Origin of the sequence: Flavobacterium sp., from assembly GCF_965262375.1 — a bacterium.
Lineage (GTDB): Bacteria > Bacteroidota > Bacteroidia > Flavobacteriales > Flavobacteriaceae > Flavobacterium.
In genome coordinates, this window is record NZ_OZ253527.1 from 1,618,766 (window position 1) to 1,636,607 (window position 17,842).

Genomic DNA, 17,842 nt, shown 5'->3' on the forward strand with positions numbered 1-17,842 from the left:
GATAACCTTATACTTATAGCTTTAGATATGGAATTGTATAAAGAATACCTTAAGGAAATTGAGGAAAGAAAAGGACAAGGATTACATCCTAAACCTATTGATGGAGCAGAATTGCTTACTGAAATTGTAGCACAAATTAAAGACGTGAATCATGCCGATAGAGCTGATTCATTAAAGTTTTTTATTTACAACACTTTGCCTGGAACTACCAGCGCAGCTAGTGTGAAAGCGAAATTCTTAAAAGAAATTATTCTTGGAGAAGAATCAGTGGCTGAAATCACTCCAGCATTTGCTTTCGAGTTGTTATCACACATGAAAGGTGGTCCATCAATTATCGCATTGTTGGATTTAGCTTTAGGAAACAACGAAGCTATCGCGAATCAAGCGGCTGAAGTGTTAAAAACACAAGTGTACTTATACGACGCTGATATGGAGCGTTTAAAAGTAGCTTTTGATAACGGGAATGCAGTAGCTAAAAATATTTTAGAAAGTTATGCTAAGGCGGAATTCTTTACGAAATTGCCAGAAGTAGCAGAAGAAATCAAAGTGGTAACGTTCATCGCTGGTGAAGGTGATATTTCTACGGACTTATTATCTCCAGGAAATCAAGCGCACTCACGTTCAGACCGTGAATTACACGGAAAATGTATGATTTCGGCGCAAGCGCAAGAAGAAATCAAAGCGCTACAAGCGCAACATCCTGATAAATCAGTTATGTTGATTGCTGAAAAAGGTACGATGGGAGTAGGTTCTTCTCGTATGTCTGGGGTAAATAACGTGGCATTATGGACAGGTAAACAAGCAAGTCCGTATGTGCCTTTCGTAAATTTTGCACCAATCGTTGGGGGAACTAACGGGATTTCTCCAATCTTCTTGACTACGGTTGACGTAACGGGTGGTATCGGTATCGACCTTAAAAACTGGGTGAAAAAGACCGATGCTAACGGCGAAGTAGTACGTGATGCAAACGGGGAACCTGTGTTAGAACAAGCCTATTCTGTAGCTACAGGAACAGTATTGACGATTAATACAAAAACAAAAAAATTATACAACGGCGACCAAGAATTAATCGATATTTCTAGGTCTTTCACGCCACAAAAAATGGAGTTTATCAAAGCGGGTGGTTCTTACGCTATCGTTTTTGGTAAAAAAATCCAAACCTTTGCGGCTAAAACCTTAGGGGTAACCGCTCCAGTAGTGTTCGCACCTTCAAAAGAAGTTTCTAACGAAAGACAAGGTTTAACCGCAGTAGAAAAAATCTTCAACAGAAATGCTGTAGGTAATACGCCAGGAAAAGTATTACACGCTGGTTCTGACGTTCGTGTAACGGTGAACATTGTAGGTTCGCAAGATACTACAGGTTTAATGACCGCTCAGGAATTAGAATCGATGGCGGCAACAGTGATTTCGCCAATTGTTGATGCAGCGTACCAATCAGGTTGTCACACAGCATCTGTTTGGGATAAAAAAGCACAAACGAACATCCCGAAATTAATGAAATTCATGAATGATTTCGGTTTGATTACAGCACGTGACCCTAAAGGAGTGTACCACTCGATGACCGACGTTATCCACAAAGTATTAAACGATATCACGGTTGACGAATGGGCTATCATCATTGGTGGCGATTCACACACACGTATGTCTAAAGGGGTAGCTTTCGGTGCCGATTCAGGTACAGTGGCATTGGCTTTAGCAACAGGTGAGGCGTCTATGCCTATTCCACAGTCAGTAAAAGTGACGTTCAAAGGAAAAATGGCAGAATACATGGATTTCCGTGATGTGGTTCACGCTACTCAAGCGCAAATGTTACACCAATTTGGTGGCGAAAACGTATTCCAAGGACGTATTATTGAAGTACACTTAGGAACGTTAACGGCTGACCAAGCGTTTACATTTACCGACTGGACTGCGGAAATGAAAGCGAAAGCGTCTATCTGTATTTCAGAAGATGAAACTTTGATTGAATCGTTAGAAATTGCGAAGTCTCGTATCCAAATCATGATTGACAAGGGTATGGATAACGCTAATAAAGTACTTCAAGGTTTAATTGATAAAGCAAACCAACGTATTGCCGAAATCCAATCGGGTGAAAAACCAGCGTTACGTCCGGATGCCAATGCAAAATACTATGCAGAGGTGGTGGTTGACTTAGACGTGATTAATGAGCCCATGATTGCCGACCCAGATGTAAACAATGCAGATGTTTCAAAACGTTATACCCACGATACTATCCGTCCGTTGTCTTTCTACGGAGGAACAAAAACCGTAGATTTAGGATTCATCGGTTCATGTATGGTGCACAAAGGCGATATGAAAATCTTAGCACAAATGCTTAAAAACGTAGAAGCGCAACACGGGGAAGTAAAATTCAACGCACCTTTAGTTGTAGCGCCACCTACCTACAACATTGTAGATGAGTTAAAAGCTGAAGGAGACTGGGAAGTGTTGCAAAAATACTCAGGTTTCGAATTCAACGACGACGCACCTAAAGGTGCAGCACGTACCGAGTACGAAAACATGTTGTACTTAGAGCGTCCAGGTTGTAACTTGTGTATGGGTAACCAGGAAAAAGCGTCTAAAGGCGATACTGTTATGGCAACCTCTACGCGTTTGTTCCAAGGGCGTGTGGTAGAAGATACCGATACTAAAAAAGGAGAATCGTTATTGTCTTCTACGCCAGTGGTTGTGTTATCCACTATTTTAGGTAGAACCCCATCTATTGAAGAATACAAACAAGCAGTACAAGGAATCAACTTGACTAAGTTTATGCCTTCGCACAAGTTGTTAGTGAAATAATAATTCTATTGAATGAATATGAAGAACCCGAGTGAAAGCTCGGGTTTTTTGTGTAATCGTTTTTTGTAATTACTTACCTTTATAAATATTTGTAAGTATTTATAAACGAATGAACTTGTGTATATTTGTGAGTTGTGTGCTATTTTAAAAAACTATGAGTAAACAAATACATCCACCAATAAACGGAAGTGTTTTAGAAGGAATTTGCAAAACTTTAGGTGATACAAACGAAGGGTTAACTGGTCCAGAAATTTCAAAATTTCTTCAAGAAGCTGTAATTGAAGATATCGATTTCAGTAACACTAAATGGAAAAGATTATTCAATGCCTTTGTTGAATATCAAAACAAAAATCAAATAATATTCTAAAATTTATTAATCTATCAATGAATCCTGCAAGATTTATTGGTAGAAATGAACGATTTGAATTAACTAGATTTGAATTAAATAAAAGATTATCATTTATCGGATTAGAACTTTCCGAAAGGGGCAAATTCATGAAAGTTGAAAATACATCAACAATTTCGGAAGCTGAACAAAGAGTAAATAGGTTTAAGAGCAAACTTGAACAAAGAAATGTTCATTCCAAAATTTATGAATATTGCAATGCTGAATTATTGTCTGAAAATTATTTTCACTCGGTTTTTGAAGCAGTTAAAAGTGTAGCCGAAACAATTAGGCAAAAAACCAATCTTTTTCAAGATGGAAGTGAATTAATTGATATTGCATTCTCAATCAAAAATCCATTAATTCAAATTAATGACTTATCAACTGAAACAAAAGAAAGTGAACATAAAGGATTTGCTAACTTAATTAAAGGAGTTTTTGGGATGTTCAGAAATCCAACAGCTCACTCTCCAAAAATAGTTTGGAAAATTACTGAAGAAGATGCTTTGGATATAATGTCTACAATTTCAATAATTCATCGAAAATTAGATTATAAAAAATAAAAGAAATGAATTTATCTTCAAACTGTATAACCCATTATACAAATGAGTTTTCAAAATTGACAAAATTATTAGATGGTGTAATCTATGGAAGTTACTGTAAGGAAATTTTGAGATATAATGGAGAAGTTATTCCTCGATTCATTCCAATGATTTCATTCTGCGATATGCCAATAAAAACATATACAAATGTTTCCTCACCATATGGGAAATTTGGAATTAGCTTAACAAAAAAATGGGCAACAGAAAATAAACTTACACCAGTTTTGTACATCGACAAAAATTCTCGTTTAATTGACAATTTAGTCACATCCATGAAAAATAGTTTAACAACACTAAATATCGCAAACCAAATATTAAAACAAAATCCCAAAAACATTCAAATAACTAAAAACATTACAAAATCTTTAGAATATCTTTCATATTCATTAATGTACACAAAGCATTATGAAGATGAACTAGAACGTGAAGATTTTTATAATCCAAATTATAGATTTTATGACGAAAGAGAATGGCGTTATATCCCTGAATTTGATTGTGCGGTTTGTGAATTAAAACAAACAGAAGAAGAATTTATTACTTGGAGAGGAAATACAAAAAACAAACCAATTTTGAATCAAGTAAAACTAAATTTCAAAGCAAACGATATAGAAAATATTATAGTTGAAAATGATGAAAATAGAAATTTATTAATTGAGGTTATAAAAAAATCTAAGCTTGATTTTACAGATACTAGCAAAGAAATATTGATTTCTAAAATTCTAACGATTAAGCAAATAGAACAGAACCTGTAAAAAAACGGCACACAACAGCTAAGGTTTCGTTGCGTGAGGAGCACGAACAATGAAACCTCAGGCACTACGAAGTCTCATCATAGAATGCGTAGCGAGGATGACTTTATAATGACAGGTGTTAATAATCCTGAAGATTATAAAAGTCCTGAAAGAGGAAATGATATTTATTTAATTGATGGGAGAAAGGAAGATTTGATTTTTATAGCAAATGCCAAGCAGGATATTCTGAAATTAATTTCCGAAATAAGAAAACTTAAAAATACATAATTCCTTTTTCTAATATCTAAGTTTTTGTCGAATGAGGCTTAACTAACTTTTATCATAGAAGACGAATCAAGGTTCTGTTAGCTGAAAATAAATAAAAAAATCATGTGTAGATACGCTATGAAAACGTATAAGCCACATTATGCTTGTTTTAAGTGTAAAAAAACGTTTAAACGTAAGTTAAGGTGGGATGAAAAAGAATCAGGTGAGGCAAAATGTCCACAATGTGGTGCGCTTATGGCGAATATGGGGTTAGATTTTGAATCACCTAAAAAAGAGAATAGTAAAGTATGGCGTCATTTGCAAGATTTATACTCAGTAGGAATAACATTTCATTCTTGCGGTTGTACTGGACCTGGTTATATTCCTAAGGATAAAAAACAATTGATTGCATATTTTCAAGAAATACTGACGGAATATAATGAACAGTTGATTTTTTGGAGAAACAGAAATGAACCTTCTAATCAAAGTGAAATTCAAAGTGAAAATAATAAGTTTTGGGAAAATATATGTCTAGTTCCTTTTGAACAGAGGAAAAAAGGTGAGACTATTTCCAATATGGAAGCTATTAAATATTGGTTGGATAAGATAAAAGAAGTTGAATTGAAAATTGATGCGCTTAATTAACTAAGTTATACCACAGGCTCTACGAAGTCTCATCATAGAATGCGTAGCTGCGTAGCTGTGTTAGTAACGCAAAGCCCCCTGACTTTGCCTAACAAGTTTTTCTTCAATCCCAAGGTAATTTTTCGTAACTTGTAGGGTTATAAACAACTAGCAAATAAATTAAATCGTATAGCTATGGCATTTGACATTGAAATGATAGAAAAAGTGTACGCTACTATGGCTTCTCGTGTGGATAAAGCACGTGAGCTGGTGGGGCGTCCACTCACACTTTCTGAAAAGATTTTATATTCCCACCTTTGGGAAGGAATGCCTTCTCAAGCTTTCACAAGAGGTAAAGACTACGTCGATTTTGCTCCCGATAGAGTGGCGTGTCAAGATGCTACGGCACAAATGGCCTTATTGCAGTTTATGCATGCCGGTAAAAAAACGGTGGCAGTCCCCACTACAGTGCATTGCGACCACTTGATTCAGGCAAGGTCAGGAGCAGTGGCCGATTTGGCTTATGCTAAAAATCAATCCAAAGAAGTTTTCGATTTTTTAGCATCCGTGTCTAACAAATACGGGATTGGGTTCTGGAAACCAGGTTCGGGTATCATTCATCAAATTGTTTTGGAAAATTATGCCTTTCCTGGAGGAATGATGATTGGAACCGATTCGCACACGGTAAATGCCGGTGGATTAGGGATGTTAGCCATTGGAGTAGGAGGTGCCGATGCGGTTGATGTGATGTCGGGTATGTCGTGGGAATTGAAATTTCCGAAGCTAATAGGGGTAAAACTGACTGGAAAATTAAACGGTTGGACTTCGCCCAAAGACGTGATTTTAAAAGTAGCTGATATACTGACCGTAAAAGGAGGTACAGGTGCCATTTTGGAATATTTTGGAGAAGGTGCCCTCTCGATGTCGTGTACTGGAAAAGGAACGATTTGTAATATGGGTGCCGAAATTGGCGCAACGACTTCTACTTTTGGTTACGACGAATCGATGAGAAGGTATTTAGCGGCTACGGGACGTCAGGATGTGGTAAATGCCGCCGATAAAGTAGCGTCGCATTTAACGGCTGATGCAGAAGTGTATGCCAATCCAGAAAACTATTTTGACCAATTAATCGAAATCAATTTAACGGAATTAGAGCCTCATATTAATGGGCCTTTTACACCTGATCGCGGAACGCCCGTTTCTAAAATGAAAGCCGAAGCCGAAGCCAATGGTTGGCCTATTAAGGTAGAGTGGGGATTAATCGGTTCGTGTACCAATTCGTCGTACGAAGATATGTCGAGAGCGGCTTCCATAGTAGAGCAAGCAGTAGCGCACGGGATTACGCCCAAAGCGGAATTTGGAATCAATCCAGGCTCGGAACAAATTCGTTATACTATCGAAAGGGACGGTATCATTGCCACTTTTGAGAAAATGGGAACCAAAGTGTTTACCAACGCTTGTGGCCCTTGTATAGGGCAATGGGATAGAGCTGGAGCAGATAAGCAAGAGAAAAACACCATCATTCATTCGTTTAACCGTAACTTTTCTAAAAGAGCCGACGGTAATCCGAATACCCACGCTTTTGTGACTTCTCCCGAAATGGTTGCCGCAATAGCAATCGCAGGACGTTTGGATTTCAATCCGTTAACAGATGCATTACTGAACGATAAAGGAGAAGAAGTGCGTTTTCAACCACCTCATGGAGATGAATTGCCAACGAAAGGCTTTGATGTTAAGGATCCAGGTTTTCAAGCGCCAGCTACTGACGGTTCTTCGGTGGAAGTTTTGGTCTCGCCAACTTCCGATCGTTTGCAATTGTTAGCCCCTTTCCCAGCTTGGGACGGTAAGAATATAACAGGGGCGAAGTTGTTAATCAAAGCCTATGGAAAATGTACCACCGATCATATTTCTATGGCTGGACCCTGGTTGCGTTACCGAGGTCATTTGGATAATATTTCGAATAATATGCTTATTGGAGCTGAAAATGCTTTTAATAGCAAAGCGAATTCAGTTAAAAATCAATTGACAGGTGATTATGATGAGGTGCCAAAGGTGCAAAGAGCCTACAAAGCTGTTGGAATTCCTTCAATCGTTGTGGGTGACCACAATTATGGTGAAGGTTCTTCTCGTGAACATGCGGCTATGGAGCCTCGTTTCTTGGGCGTGAAAGCGGTATTGGTAAAATCATTTGCTCGTATTCATGAAACCAACTTGAAAAAGCAAGGGATGTTAGCTTTAACCTTTGCTAACGAAACCGATTATGATAAAATTCAGGAAGACGACACCATCAACTTCTTAGATTTAACCGAATTTACTCCTGGAAAACCGTTAACGTTAGAATTCGTTCATGACGACGGTTCAAAAAATATTATTTTGGCAAATCATACGTACAATGAAAGTCAAATTGGTTGGTTTGTAGCCGGCTCAGCTTTAAATTTGATTGCGGCTGGTAAAGCCTAACTGTACACTGAGCCCCCGTGTTTGTCATAGAATATGTAGTTAAGTAATCAAAAATCATCAATTTTCTTTGATTTTAAATCTTGTAGCAATGAAATTTAATTAAAAAGTATTGAAAATCAATCCTGAAGGTGTCTTTTCAGAGTTTTAGAAATGAATTTTAATGATAAACTATTACAATTCACATCTTTTTCTCTGAATTCAGAGATTTTATGTTTAAAATCAGTTTAAAAATTAAGAATAATACAAAAATAAACTTGAATTCTATCGGTTCTTATCGAAGAATGGGTAGCGAATATTTAATTTTAAAGATTCTCCCTTTGAAGAGATTTAGGGATGCCGAGAGCTAATTATGTATAGTATTGAGGAATTTAATGGTTAAATGATAAAAAAATCCACCTCAAGCGAGATGGATTTTCTATTTTGATTGATGATGTTTCGTTTATGCCATAGAATGCAAGCCTAAAAGGTTATCTTCTGTATCCTTGAATAAAGCAAAGAAACCAAATCCAGAACCAATATCGGTTTTAGGTAATACCACTGCGCCACCTGCATTTTCCACACGATTCAAAACGATATTCAAATCTGAACCTCCGTTCAGATACACTCGTGCACCCGCCTCCGAAGGTACACAACCCTCTCCATGAACAATAGCACCTCCAACGCCTTCATTCTCTTGGTCGTAAAGTAAAAAACCCATACGAATCGCATCCATCATCATTTCAGGCATCTCAAAATCGAAAATAGCACTGTAAAATTGTTTGGCTCTTTCAAAATCGGTTACAGGTATTTCAAACCAGTTAATTGCATTTTTATTGAATTCCATATATATTGTTTTATTTGTTTTGTATTTTAAACAGATTCTCAGAGGTTTCTGTTTTGTATGTTTCATGTTAATTCGTACAATTCGTTTTTTAGCCACAAATTACACTGATTTCCACAAATTTTTTATAATCTATATTTAATTTGCTTTTTATCTGTGTCATCAGTGAACATTTTTTTTTTTTAGATTCTACAGATGTTTTCTTTGTATGTTTCGTTTTAATTCATGCAATTCGTGCAATTCGTGCAATTCGTTTTTTAGCCACAAAATACACTGATTTCCATATGTTTTTTATTCTCAATGTTTAATTTGCTTTTTATCTGTGTCATCAGTGAACATCTGTGTTTTTTTTAGATTCTACAGATGTTTTCTTTGTATGGTTCGTGTTAATTCGTGCAATTCGTGCAATTCGTGTTTTAGTCACATTTTTTTTATTGTCAATATTTATTTTGCTTTTTATCTGTGTCATCAGTGAACATTTTTTTTTTTTAGATTCTACAGATGTTTTCTTTGTATGTTTCGTTTTAATTCATGCAATTCGTGCAATTCGTGCAATTCGTTTTTTAGCCACAAAATACACTGATTTCCATATGTTTTTTATTCTCAATGTTTAATTTGCTTTTTATCTGTGTCATCAGTGAACATCTGTGTTTTTTTTAGATTCTACAGATGTTTTCTTTGTATGGTTCGTGTTAATTCGTGCAATTCGTGCAATTCGTGTTTTAGTCACATTTTTTTTATTGTCAATATTTATTTTGCTTTTTATCTGTGTCATCAGTGACTATCTGTGTTTTTTACATATTGCACAGAAGTTTGTTTTTTTGATTCGTGTTAATTCGTGCAATTCGTTTTTTAGCCACAAAATACACTGATTTCCACAAATTTTTTATAATCTATATTTAATTTGCTTTTTATCTGTGTCATCAGTGAACATTTGTGTTTTTTTAGATTCTACAGATGTTTTCTTTGTATGGTTCGTGTAAATTCGTGCAATTCGTGCAATTCGTTTTTTAGCCACAAAATACACTGATTTCCATATATTTTTTATTCTCAATGTTTAATTTGCTTTTTATCTGTGTCATCAGTGAACATCTGTGTTTTTTTTAGATTCTACAGATGTTTTCTTTGTATGGTTCGTGTAAATTCGTGCAATTCGTGCAATTCGTGTTTTAGTCACATTTTTTTTATTGTCAATATTTATTTTGCTTTTTATCTGTGTCATCAGTGACTATCTGTGTTTTTTACATATTGCACAGAAGTTTTTTTTTTTGATTCGTTTTAATTCGAGCAATTCGTGTTTTAGTCACATTTTTTTTATTGTCAATATTTATTTTGCTTTTTATCTGTGTCATCAGTGACTATCTGTGTTTTTTTAGATTCTACAGATGTTTATTTTTTTGATTCGTTTTAATTCGAGCAATTCGTTTTTTAGCCACAAATTACACTGATTTCCACAAATTTTTCATAGTCAATATTCGTTTTGCTTTTTATCTGTGTCCTCTGTGAACATCTGTGTTTTTATTGCTTATTGTAAGCACTTTCGCATATCCAAATTTACTTTTAAACCCACATTTTAAACTTGTCCTATGACAAGAAATCAAGGTTGACTTACAATTTCTTTTCGGATTCGACTCAAGGAAGTATCCGTAATACCTAAAAAGGAGGCTAAGTGTTTCAACGATATATTTTGAAGTAAATACGGTTTGGTTTCAATGAGTTTTAAATAACGGTCTTTGGCCGAATCCGTAATCATTGATAAACTGTTACTTTTTAATTCAAAATAGCTTTGCACCATGGCAGACCGACCTATTTCGCGAAAGGCTTCGTATTTGTTGAATAAATAATTGAAGTTTTCAAAATCTATTTCCCAACAAACACAATCGGTCAGGCATTGTAAGTTTTCACGAGCGGGTTGTTTCAGGAAGAATGAAGTCCAATCAATCACTAAATCCGTAGGTGCGTAAAAATTCGTGCTGATATCGTTTCCTTCGGTATCATAGGCAAAGGCACGGATATATCCTGTCTCTAAATACCAATACCGTTGCGCTATTTTTCCGTTTTCAATTAAAAAATGATTTTTTGCGTAGGGAATTGCATGAAAAAAGGATTGAATTTCGTTTTTTTCTGCTTCACTTAAAGTTGAGGTATTGAAAATTGCGTCTAAAAAAGCGGTCATAAAATGTTAAAAAAGGTTTGCGTTCATTTTCTTTTCAAATTTAGAAGAAGAATTGAACTTCACGAATTTAAGCATCATTTTCCATCTTTTATTTGACAACTTTCTTAAAAAATGTTAAAATTTAGAGCCTCACCGACTTTAATTGCGTAAATTGCGAACCGAACAAAAAAAGTGTTGTATCACTTTGAAATCAAATCAACAAATGAATTTCCAAAAAACGTTTATATATAGTCTGTTACTTTTTTCGGTTACGGTTTTTTCACAAGAAAAAATCAAACATACCGTCGTCAATGGCGAATCGGTGTACAGTATCGCTCAAAAATATCAGGTTAAACCCAATGAAATCATTGCGCTAAATCCAAAAGCTAAAAAAACATTACAATTAAATATGGTGTTGGAAATTCCAGCATCGGCTAAAAATGTAAAGGGAGCTGCTAAAACTGCAATTGTCGAGCATGAAGTCTTAACTAAAGAAACCTTGTACGGATTGTCTAAAAAGTACAATACTACTATAGAGAAAATTAAGGAAGCCAATCCGAGTATCGAATCCGAAGGGTTAAAAATTGGTGAGAAAATTAAAATTCCTACAGAAGAAACAGTAGCGGCTGAGGTAGTAGAACAGCCTAAAAAAGAGAAATCTAAAAAAACAAAGAAAGAAACTCCTGTAGTGGTTCCAGTAGCCGAAGTGCCAGATACACGTACCGAAATCATACACGAGGTGCAAACAAAGGAAACCAAGTATGGGATTTCGAGAAAGTACGGTATTACCATTCAAGAATTAGAAGCTTTAAATCCTCAGGCTAAAAATGGTTTAGCAATAGGTGATAAATTGGTTGTTAAAACCAATAAATTACCCGAAACCCCTGCTGTGGTTGAAGAAGTAAAACCAAAGATTGTTAAAGAAGTGCCTGCAAAAAAGGAAGTTGTTGTGGAAGTAGTTCCTGAAAAGGAAATCAAAGAAGTTGAAAAAACAAAGCCAGCTATCAAAATGCCTACTTCGAATAGTGGACAAATTAAAATTGTAGAGGTAAAACCACAAATTGAAGAAGAGAATTCGGATGAACTTTTAGCAGAGTCAGAAGCGATACAGCCTGAAATGCCCATTACAGTAGTGGCACCTTTGTCTGCTGAAAATATGTCGAAAGCTGAATTTTTAATTGCTAAAGCTTCCGAAAATTTGGGCGCGCGTTATCGTAGTGGTGCTACAGGCAACGGTGGCTTTGATTGTTCAGGATTGATGTTTGCAACGTTTAAAAATTTAGAAATGACTTTACCACGTTCTTCTCGTGAAATGGCTCAGAAAGCAGGCGTACGCATTGACCGTAGTCAGGCGCAAAAAGGGGATTTGATTTTCTTCGCTACTCGTGGCCGTGGTGTAGGACATGTAGGGATGATTACGGAGGTGAACGACGATGAAATTAAGTTTATTCATTCTTCTACGAGTTCTGGAGTGATGGTGTCGTCATTGAAAGAGGCGTATTATGCTCGTCGTTTTGTACAAATTAATCGTGTGCTATTAGAAGAAGATGAACAAGCGAAAAAAGAATAATTGGATTTTATACTCATCAAAAAAAGGCTTAATTGATTTTCAATTAAGCCTTTTTTTGTATGTTGTCTTGTTATTTGAATTCTTTTAAGAAGATGTTTATTAGAGATTATTCATAGCGTAACGCCTCAATTGGGTCAAGTTTAGAAGCTTTTATTGCTGGGTACGAACCTGAAATGATAGCGACGATAAAGCAAACAATAAAAGCCCAAATGATTGCCAACCAAGGTATAACGAAATCAAATTCTAATAAGGATGCGAAGCCAAAGCCAATTAATATACCTAATGATGTTCCTACTAATCCACCCAATTGCCCAATTACTAAGGTTTCCATGAAAAACTGAAAGGCAATGGTGCTTCTTTTTGCACCTAAAGCTTTTCGAGTACCTATTTCACGTGTGCGTTCGGTTACGGAAACAAGCATGATGTTCATTAGAGCAATGGAAGAACCAAAAATGGTAATAACTCCTATAACCCATGCCGAAATGTCTAAGTAGTCTGTGAATTCCACAATGCGATTGATTAAATCATCACTTCTAGAAATTCCAAAATTATTCTCCTTAATAGGGCTGAGTTTACGTACTTTTCGCATAGTAATCGTAGCGTTATCTACAGTGCTATTTAGTAATTCTTTTTTGTGTGCCATCACACTTACTGTGTAATTTATATTAGGAGCGCTGAACATAGAACGACCAATTTGAATTGGAATCAATACTCTTAAATCTTGACTATTTCCAAAGGTTGAGCCTTCTTCTTTAAGTACCCCTATCACTTTAAACTTAGTACCTCTAACCGCTATGGTTTTGTCTAAAGGATTTACATCGGCTAATAATTTTTTCTCAAAGTCTGCTCCTAAAATGCAAACAGGATTGTTATTTGCTATATCAAAACCCGTGAAGTTTCTCCCTTTGATGACTTCTAATCCCGAATTGCCTGTAAAATTTTCATCAACGCCTACAACTTGTACTTCTGGGTCGGTTTTTTGATTTTCGTATTTTACTTCTGCAGTGGTTGTAGCTGTAAAAGAAATAGAAGTTGTAGTCATTGGGTAGTTAAACTTTTCTTTAAAAGCTTGTGTTTCTGGATAACTAATTATGGGGTTAACTTGCTGACGTTCGTTACGCCTGTGTCTGCGTGAAACATCTTTGTATTGGTTAATGGTAAATGTATTAGCACCCATTGAGGCAAAGTCTTTTGCTAGAGTATAACTAAGAGCTGATACTACTGTTAAGATACCTACTAATGCCATGATGCCAATAGCAATAATCATTACTGTCAAAATAGTGCGTAATAATTGGGTGCGAATAGAACCCAATGCAATTTTTATGTTTTCTTTTACTAATCCAATCATGTTTGATAAGTAGCTTAAAAAGGGATTTTGTTACAAAATCGGCTAAAATTTTCCAATTCATTTTAAATGTAAGATATTTGCACTACAGTTATGAGAATTGAATTATAAGTTTTTGAAATTTATATTTTTCTAGTATTAGTTATTTATCGAATTGCTAGTAACTTAACTCATAACTTATAACTTATAATTTTTAATTTAAAAATGAAACCAAGTATACCTAAAGGGACTCGTGATTTTTCGCCAATTGAAGTAGCCAAACGTAATTATATTTTTAACACGATACGCAAGCACTTTGAACGTTTCGGATTTCAACCTATTGAAACACCTACGTTTGAAAATTCGGAAACGTTAATGGGGAAATATGGAGAAGAAGGCGACCGTTTGATTTTTAAAATATTGAATTCAGGGAATTATTTTTTCAATAAAAAGAAGATTGAATTACCTGCAAGTATAGAAGAATTACAACTTAATTCAGCAGAAACTATATCTACAGAACAATTGGTGGAATTAAACCAATTTACCAATAAGATTTCTGAAAAAGCTTTGCGTTATGATTTGACTGTTCCTTTTGCCCGTTACGTGGTGCAACACCAAAATGAAATTGAGTTTCCTTTTAAACGTTATCAAATTCAGCCGGTTTGGCGTGCTGACCGTCCACAAAAAGGACGTTTTAGAGAGTTTTATCAATGCGATGCCGATGTGGTAGGGTCTACTTCGTTATGGCAAGAAGTTGATTTGGTGCAATTGTACGACGCAGTTTTTAGTGATTTAGGATTAAAAGGCGTGACGATCAAAATCAATAATCGTAAAATTTTATCAGGTATTGCGGAAGTTATTGGGGCGTCGGATAAATTAATTGATTTTACCGTTGCTTTAGATAAATTAGATAAAATAGGCGAAGAAGGCGTGAAAAAGGAAATGTTAGAAAAAGGCATTTCGGATGAAGCGATTCTAAAAGTACAACCGTTATTTAATTTTACAGGAACTATAACCGAAAAAATAGAAAAACTTTCGCAATTATTAGCTTCTTCAGTAGAAGGAATGAAAGGCGTGGAAGAGTTACAGTTTATCTGTGAAAATGTTGTAACCATAGGTTTACAAGAATCATTTTTAGATTTAGATGTGACACTAGCACGCGGATTAAACTATTATACAGGGGCTATCTTTGAGGTGGCTGCTCCTGCGGGTGTAAGCATGGGCTCTATAGGCGGTGGTGGTCGTTATGATGATTTGACGGGTATCTTTGGACTTAAGAACATGAGTGGTGTAGGTATTTCCTTCGGTTTGGATAGAATTTGTTTAGTTGTGGAAGAATTAGGATTATTCCCAGAGACAGTGACATCAACATCTAAAGCTATTTTTTTGAATATGGGTGTGGAAGAAGCTAAGTTTTCAATGCATACCATTGCTAAATTACGCCAGCAAGGCATAAAAGTAGAAATGTATCCTGATGCTGTTAAAATGGGAAAACAATTTCAATATGCTGATAAAAGAGCGATTCCGTTTGCAATTATTGTGGGAGGTGAAGAAATGAAAAATAATAGTTATAACATTAAAAATCTAGCTTCAGGAGAACAACAAAATGTAACTTTTGAAACTTTAGCTGAGATGTTAAAATAAAATTAGAAAAGAGATTCAGAAATGAGTCTCTTTTTTTTTTACTGACTTGTATTAGACCTAACAGGTCTCAAAGAGCTGTTAGGTATAAAGTTAAATTAAAAAAGGGTTAAATTGTTTTACGAGACTTTAAGAACCACTTCTTGGATGAAATTTCTTTAAAACCTCATTTAGATGTTTTCGGTCAAGGTGCATGTAGATTTCTGTAGTAGTGATGCTTTCATGGCCAAGCATCATTTGAATGGCACGTAAATCGGCACCGTTTTCTAATAAATGGGTCGCAAACGAATGACGAAAAGTATGCGGACTAATGGTCTTGTTGAGGTTGATTTTTTTAGCCAAATCTTTGATGATAGTAAAAATCATAGCACGTGTAAGCTCTTTCCCTCTGCGATTTAGAAATAAAGTGTCTTCGTGTCCCTTTTGAATGTTTAAGTGACAACGAATATCATTTCTATAAAAGTTAATGTATTTCTGAGTTAATGTACTAATGGGTACAAAACGCTGTTTATTCCCTTTTCCCGTTATTTTGATAAAACCTTCTTCAAAAAATAAATCAGAAATTTTTAGTGAAGTTAGTTCCGAAACGCGTAATCCACAACTGTATAAGGTTTCAAGTAAAGCACGGTTGCGCTCCCCTTCAGGTGTACTCAAGTCTATGGCTGCAATTAATCGGTCGATGTCTTCTACACTCAAGGTGTCGGGGAGTTTTCGACCTAAACGCGGACTTTCAATCAATTCTAAAGGATTGTCCTGACGGTAATCCTCAAAAATTAAATAATTAAAAAAACTTTTTAATCCCGAAATAAGTCGTGCTTGACTTCGTGGATTAATGGTTTTTGAAGTAGCGTAAATAAAATCTTGTACCGTTTCTTGGCTGATGTGTACAGGGGAAATGGAAATTTGGTGTTGTGTTAGATATCCCTCTAGTTTTTCTACATCCAGTATGTAATTATCAATAGAGTTTTTAGATAAGCCCCGTTCTATTTGCAAATAATATTGAAAGTCTTTGATATAAGGTTGCCAGTTCATAAGAGGCAAGGTAGAAAAAAATCCCGAGGATTTCGGGATTTTTGTGTTTAGAATTTATATTCAACGTTAACAGAAAATACTCTATTAGCGCCATAAGCGTCTTTAATATTAGCAGTGTATCTTGCTATGTCTTTTAATTCTTGCGTAGCTATATTTGTAAAACCAATATTATATCTTAATCCAATTCCTAATTTCTGAGTAGCATAAAGCGTTGCTCCTAAATTTAAACCAAAATCTGTAGAATTGAAGAGTTTTGATGCATCTACGGTTATAGCGGTATTAGAGCCTGGAATGGTGGTTGTCACGTCAGCACTAGTCATAAAACCTAATTGAGGGCCAAAGTCTAAACTTACTTTGTCAACTGGCATATATTTAAACATCACTGGGATATTGATGTAACCAAGGTTAAATGTTGATCCAGAATCAGTAACCCCTTGTGTAGAATAAATTAGCTCGGGTTGTATAATTAATTGACTTGAAGTTTTTATGGCTACAAAGGCGCCTACATTGAAACCTGTTTTAGAGGAATTCGCTTTTAAATCTCCAGAAAAATTAGTGATGTTAAGGCCTCCTTTAAGACCAAAATTTGCTTTTTGAGCACTTATACTTGTAATAGTAATTAGTGTTATAAGTGTAAGAATTTTTTTTATCATTGGAAATGCTTTTTTAAATAGAAAAGCCGTTATTAAAACGGCTTTAATTTTAAATATTTTTTTGATTAGAATTTATATCCTAAAGCAACAGAAAATACATTGTTTGTTCCTTTGAACTCAGGTGAATCTTTAATGATATTTGCAACACCAAAAGTGTATCTTGCTGAAGCAACGATATTTTCAGTAATATCATAACCAACACCTGCATTCATACCAAAGTCTAAAGTATTGAATTCATCTTTGATACTTACTGATTGCCCATTAGCACTAGCTGTTGCAGATGCTAAAATTCCAACTTGTGGTCCTGCTTCTAAACTGAATTGCTCAGCTACAAAATATTTAGCCATTACAGGAACTGAAATGTAATTTAAGGCCATAGAGATGTTGTTTCTTTTAGCTCCAACTGAGTTGAATAATAATTCAGGTTGAATAGCAAATTTATCTGAAACTTTAATTTCAGCTAAACCACCTACTTGGAAACCTACTTTTGTAGAAGCATCTTTAACATCTCCACCTAGATTAGCAACGTTTAAACCAGCTTTAACTCCAAATTTAACTTCTTGTGCATTAGCAAAACCAAATGCGAAAACCGCTGCAGCAGTCATAATTAACTTTTTCATAGTTAGTTTTTAATTTTAAAATTAACGAGGCAAATGTATATAAATTTTATATTCACAAGTTGTTTTATTTTGTAATATTTTCTTTCTAAATGGTAAATGATTGATATTTAGTAAGAATTTTTTTTCTGGTATCACTAAAATTAAGGGCTTAGACCTAAG

15 protein-coding genes are annotated in these 17,842 nt (G+C 35.2%); 9 read left to right on the plus strand and 6 right to left on the minus strand.

What is annotated here, in order from left to right:
- Window positions 1-27: 27 nt before the first annotated feature.
- The 7 genes from ACQY29_RS07435 to ACQY29_RS07465 all read left to right on the plus strand — a co-directional run bounded on the left by ACQY29_RS07435 (window position 28) and on the right by ACQY29_RS07465 (window position 7,868).
- On the plus strand, window positions 28-2,799 hold the full coding sequence (locus ACQY29_RS07435; RefSeq protein WP_428224592.1) for a bifunctional aconitate hydratase 2/2-methylisocitrate dehydratase: 2,772 nt from the start codon (window positions 28-30) through the stop codon (window positions 2,797-2,799).
- Window positions 2,800-2,953: 154 nt separating this feature from the next.
- The gene (locus ACQY29_RS07440) at window positions 2,954-3,166 is read left to right on the plus strand and encodes a hypothetical protein (RefSeq protein ID WP_428224593.1); all 213 of its coding nucleotides are present in this window, start codon (window positions 2,954-2,956) and stop codon (window positions 3,164-3,166) included.
- Between the two features lie 17 nt (window positions 3,167-3,183).
- Window positions 3,184-3,747 carry a TIGR02391 family protein gene (locus tag ACQY29_RS07445; protein WP_428224594.1) on the plus strand — a complete coding sequence of 188 codons (564 nt, stop codon included), beginning with the start codon at window positions 3,184-3,186 and terminating at the stop codon, window positions 3,745-3,747.
- A 5-nt stretch (window positions 3,748-3,752) separates the two neighbouring features.
- Complete coding sequence (locus ACQY29_RS07450; RefSeq protein WP_428224595.1) at window positions 3,753-4,538, plus strand: abortive infection system antitoxin AbiGi family protein; 786 nt, start codon at window positions 3,753-3,755, stop codon at window positions 4,536-4,538.
- A gap of 84 nt (window positions 4,539-4,622) precedes the next feature.
- On the plus strand, window positions 4,623-4,805 hold the full coding sequence (locus ACQY29_RS07455) for a hypothetical protein (RefSeq protein ID WP_428224596.1): 183 nt from the start codon (window positions 4,623-4,625) through the stop codon (window positions 4,803-4,805).
- A gap of 117 nt (window positions 4,806-4,922) precedes the next feature.
- Window positions 4,923-5,429, plus strand: coding sequence for a hypothetical protein (locus ACQY29_RS07460; RefSeq protein WP_428224597.1), 507 nt, complete (start codon window positions 4,923-4,925; stop codon window positions 5,427-5,429).
- Window positions 5,430-5,603: 174 nt separating this feature from the next.
- A complete protein-coding gene (locus ACQY29_RS07465) occupies window positions 5,604-7,868 on the plus strand; it encodes an aconitate hydratase (RefSeq protein WP_428224598.1) in 2,265 nt (754 codons plus the stop codon).
- 439 nt (window positions 7,869-8,307) lie between these two features.
- Here the strand turns inward: ACQY29_RS07465 and ACQY29_RS07470 are convergent, their stop codons facing one another.
- Window positions 8,308-8,691: a VOC family protein gene (locus ACQY29_RS07470; RefSeq protein ID WP_428224599.1), complete on the minus strand. Its 384-nt coding sequence runs from the start codon at window positions 8,689-8,691 to the stop codon at window positions 8,308-8,310.
- Between the two features lie 1,594 nt (window positions 8,692-10,285).
- A complete protein-coding gene (locus tag ACQY29_RS07475; RefSeq protein WP_428224600.1) occupies window positions 10,286-10,864 on the minus strand; it encodes a Crp/Fnr family transcriptional regulator in 579 nt (192 codons plus the stop codon).
- Window positions 10,865-11,066: 202 nt separating this feature from the next.
- Here ACQY29_RS07475 and ACQY29_RS07480 point away from each other — a divergent pair, with 202 nt between their 5' ends.
- Window positions 11,067-12,413: a LysM peptidoglycan-binding domain-containing protein gene (locus tag ACQY29_RS07480; RefSeq protein ID WP_428224601.1), complete on the plus strand. Its 1,347-nt coding sequence runs from the start codon at window positions 11,067-11,069 to the stop codon at window positions 12,411-12,413.
- Window positions 12,414-12,519: 106 nt separating this feature from the next.
- Here the strand turns inward: ACQY29_RS07480 and ACQY29_RS07485 are convergent, their stop codons facing one another.
- The gene (locus tag ACQY29_RS07485) at window positions 12,520-13,761 is read right to left on the minus strand and encodes an ABC transporter permease (RefSeq protein WP_428224602.1); all 1,242 of its coding nucleotides are present in this window, start codon (window positions 13,759-13,761) and stop codon (window positions 12,520-12,522) included.
- 201 nt (window positions 13,762-13,962) lie between these two features.
- Here ACQY29_RS07485 and hisS point away from each other — a divergent pair, with 201 nt between their 5' ends.
- Window positions 13,963-15,381, plus strand: coding sequence for a histidine--tRNA ligase (hisS, locus tag ACQY29_RS07490; RefSeq protein WP_428224603.1), 1,419 nt, complete (start codon window positions 13,963-13,965; stop codon window positions 15,379-15,381).
- Window positions 15,382-15,507: 126 nt separating this feature from the next.
- Here hisS and xerD read toward each other — a convergent pair whose 3' ends face one another.
- The 3 genes from xerD to ACQY29_RS07505 all read right to left on the minus strand — a co-directional run bounded on the left by xerD (window position 15,508) and on the right by ACQY29_RS07505 (window position 17,683).
- Window positions 15,508-16,410, minus strand: a complete 903-nt coding sequence (gene xerD, locus ACQY29_RS07495) for a site-specific tyrosine recombinase XerD (protein ID WP_428224604.1) — start codon at window positions 16,408-16,410, stop codon at window positions 15,508-15,510.
- Window positions 16,411-16,457: 47 nt separating this feature from the next.
- Window positions 16,458-17,063 (minus strand): porin family protein, encoded by a 606-nt coding sequence (locus tag ACQY29_RS07500; RefSeq protein WP_428224605.1) that lies wholly within the window; start codon window positions 17,061-17,063, stop codon window positions 16,458-16,460.
- A 65-nt stretch (window positions 17,064-17,128) separates the two neighbouring features.
- Complete coding sequence (locus ACQY29_RS07505; protein WP_428224606.1) at window positions 17,129-17,683, minus strand: porin family protein; 555 nt, start codon at window positions 17,681-17,683, stop codon at window positions 17,129-17,131.
- Window positions 17,684-17,842: the final 159 nt, after the last annotated feature.

Bases quoted from the DNA above. Each gene is read 5' to 3' on its own strand.
- ACQY29_RS07465 (WP_428224598.1), top strand. From the start codon at position 5,604: ATGGCATTTGACATTGAAATGATAGAAAAAGTGTACGCTACTATGGCT.
- ACQY29_RS07470 (WP_428224599.1), bottom strand. From the start codon at position 8,691: ATGGAATTCAATAAAAATGCAATTAACTGGTTTGAAATACCTGTAACC.
- xerD (WP_428224604.1), bottom strand. From the start codon at position 16,410: ATGAACTGGCAACCTTATATCAAAGACTTTCAATATTATTTGCAAATA.
- ACQY29_RS07455 (WP_428224596.1), top strand. From the start codon at position 4,623: ATGCGTAGCGAGGATGACTTTATAATGACAGGTGTTAATAATCCTGAA.
- ACQY29_RS07475 (WP_428224600.1), bottom strand. From the start codon at position 10,864: ATGACCGCTTTTTTAGACGCAATTTTCAATACCTCAACTTTAAGTGAA.
- ACQY29_RS07500 (WP_428224605.1), bottom strand. From the start codon at position 17,063: ATGATAAAAAAAATTCTTACACTTATAACACTAATTACTATTACAAGT.
- ACQY29_RS07460 (WP_428224597.1), top strand. From the start codon at position 4,923: ATGAAAACGTATAAGCCACATTATGCTTGTTTTAAGTGTAAAAAAACG.
- ACQY29_RS07445 (WP_428224594.1), top strand. From the start codon at position 3,184: ATGAATCCTGCAAGATTTATTGGTAGAAATGAACGATTTGAATTAACT.
- ACQY29_RS07450 (WP_428224595.1), top strand. From the start codon at position 3,753: ATGAATTTATCTTCAAACTGTATAACCCATTATACAAATGAGTTTTCA.
- hisS (WP_428224603.1), top strand. From the start codon at position 13,963: ATGAAACCAAGTATACCTAAAGGGACTCGTGATTTTTCGCCAATTGAA.
- ACQY29_RS07485 (WP_428224602.1), bottom strand. From the start codon at position 13,761: ATGATTGGATTAGTAAAAGAAAACATAAAAATTGCATTGGGTTCTATT.
- ACQY29_RS07505 (WP_428224606.1), bottom strand. From the start codon at position 17,683: ATGAAAAAGTTAATTATGACTGCTGCAGCGGTTTTCGCATTTGGTTTT.
- ACQY29_RS07435 (WP_428224592.1), top strand. From the start codon at position 28: ATGGAATTGTATAAAGAATACCTTAAGGAAATTGAGGAAAGAAAAGGA.
- ACQY29_RS07440 (WP_428224593.1), top strand. From the start codon at position 2,954: ATGAGTAAACAAATACATCCACCAATAAACGGAAGTGTTTTAGAAGGA.
- ACQY29_RS07480 (WP_428224601.1), top strand. From the start codon at position 11,067: ATGAATTTCCAAAAAACGTTTATATATAGTCTGTTACTTTTTTCGGTT.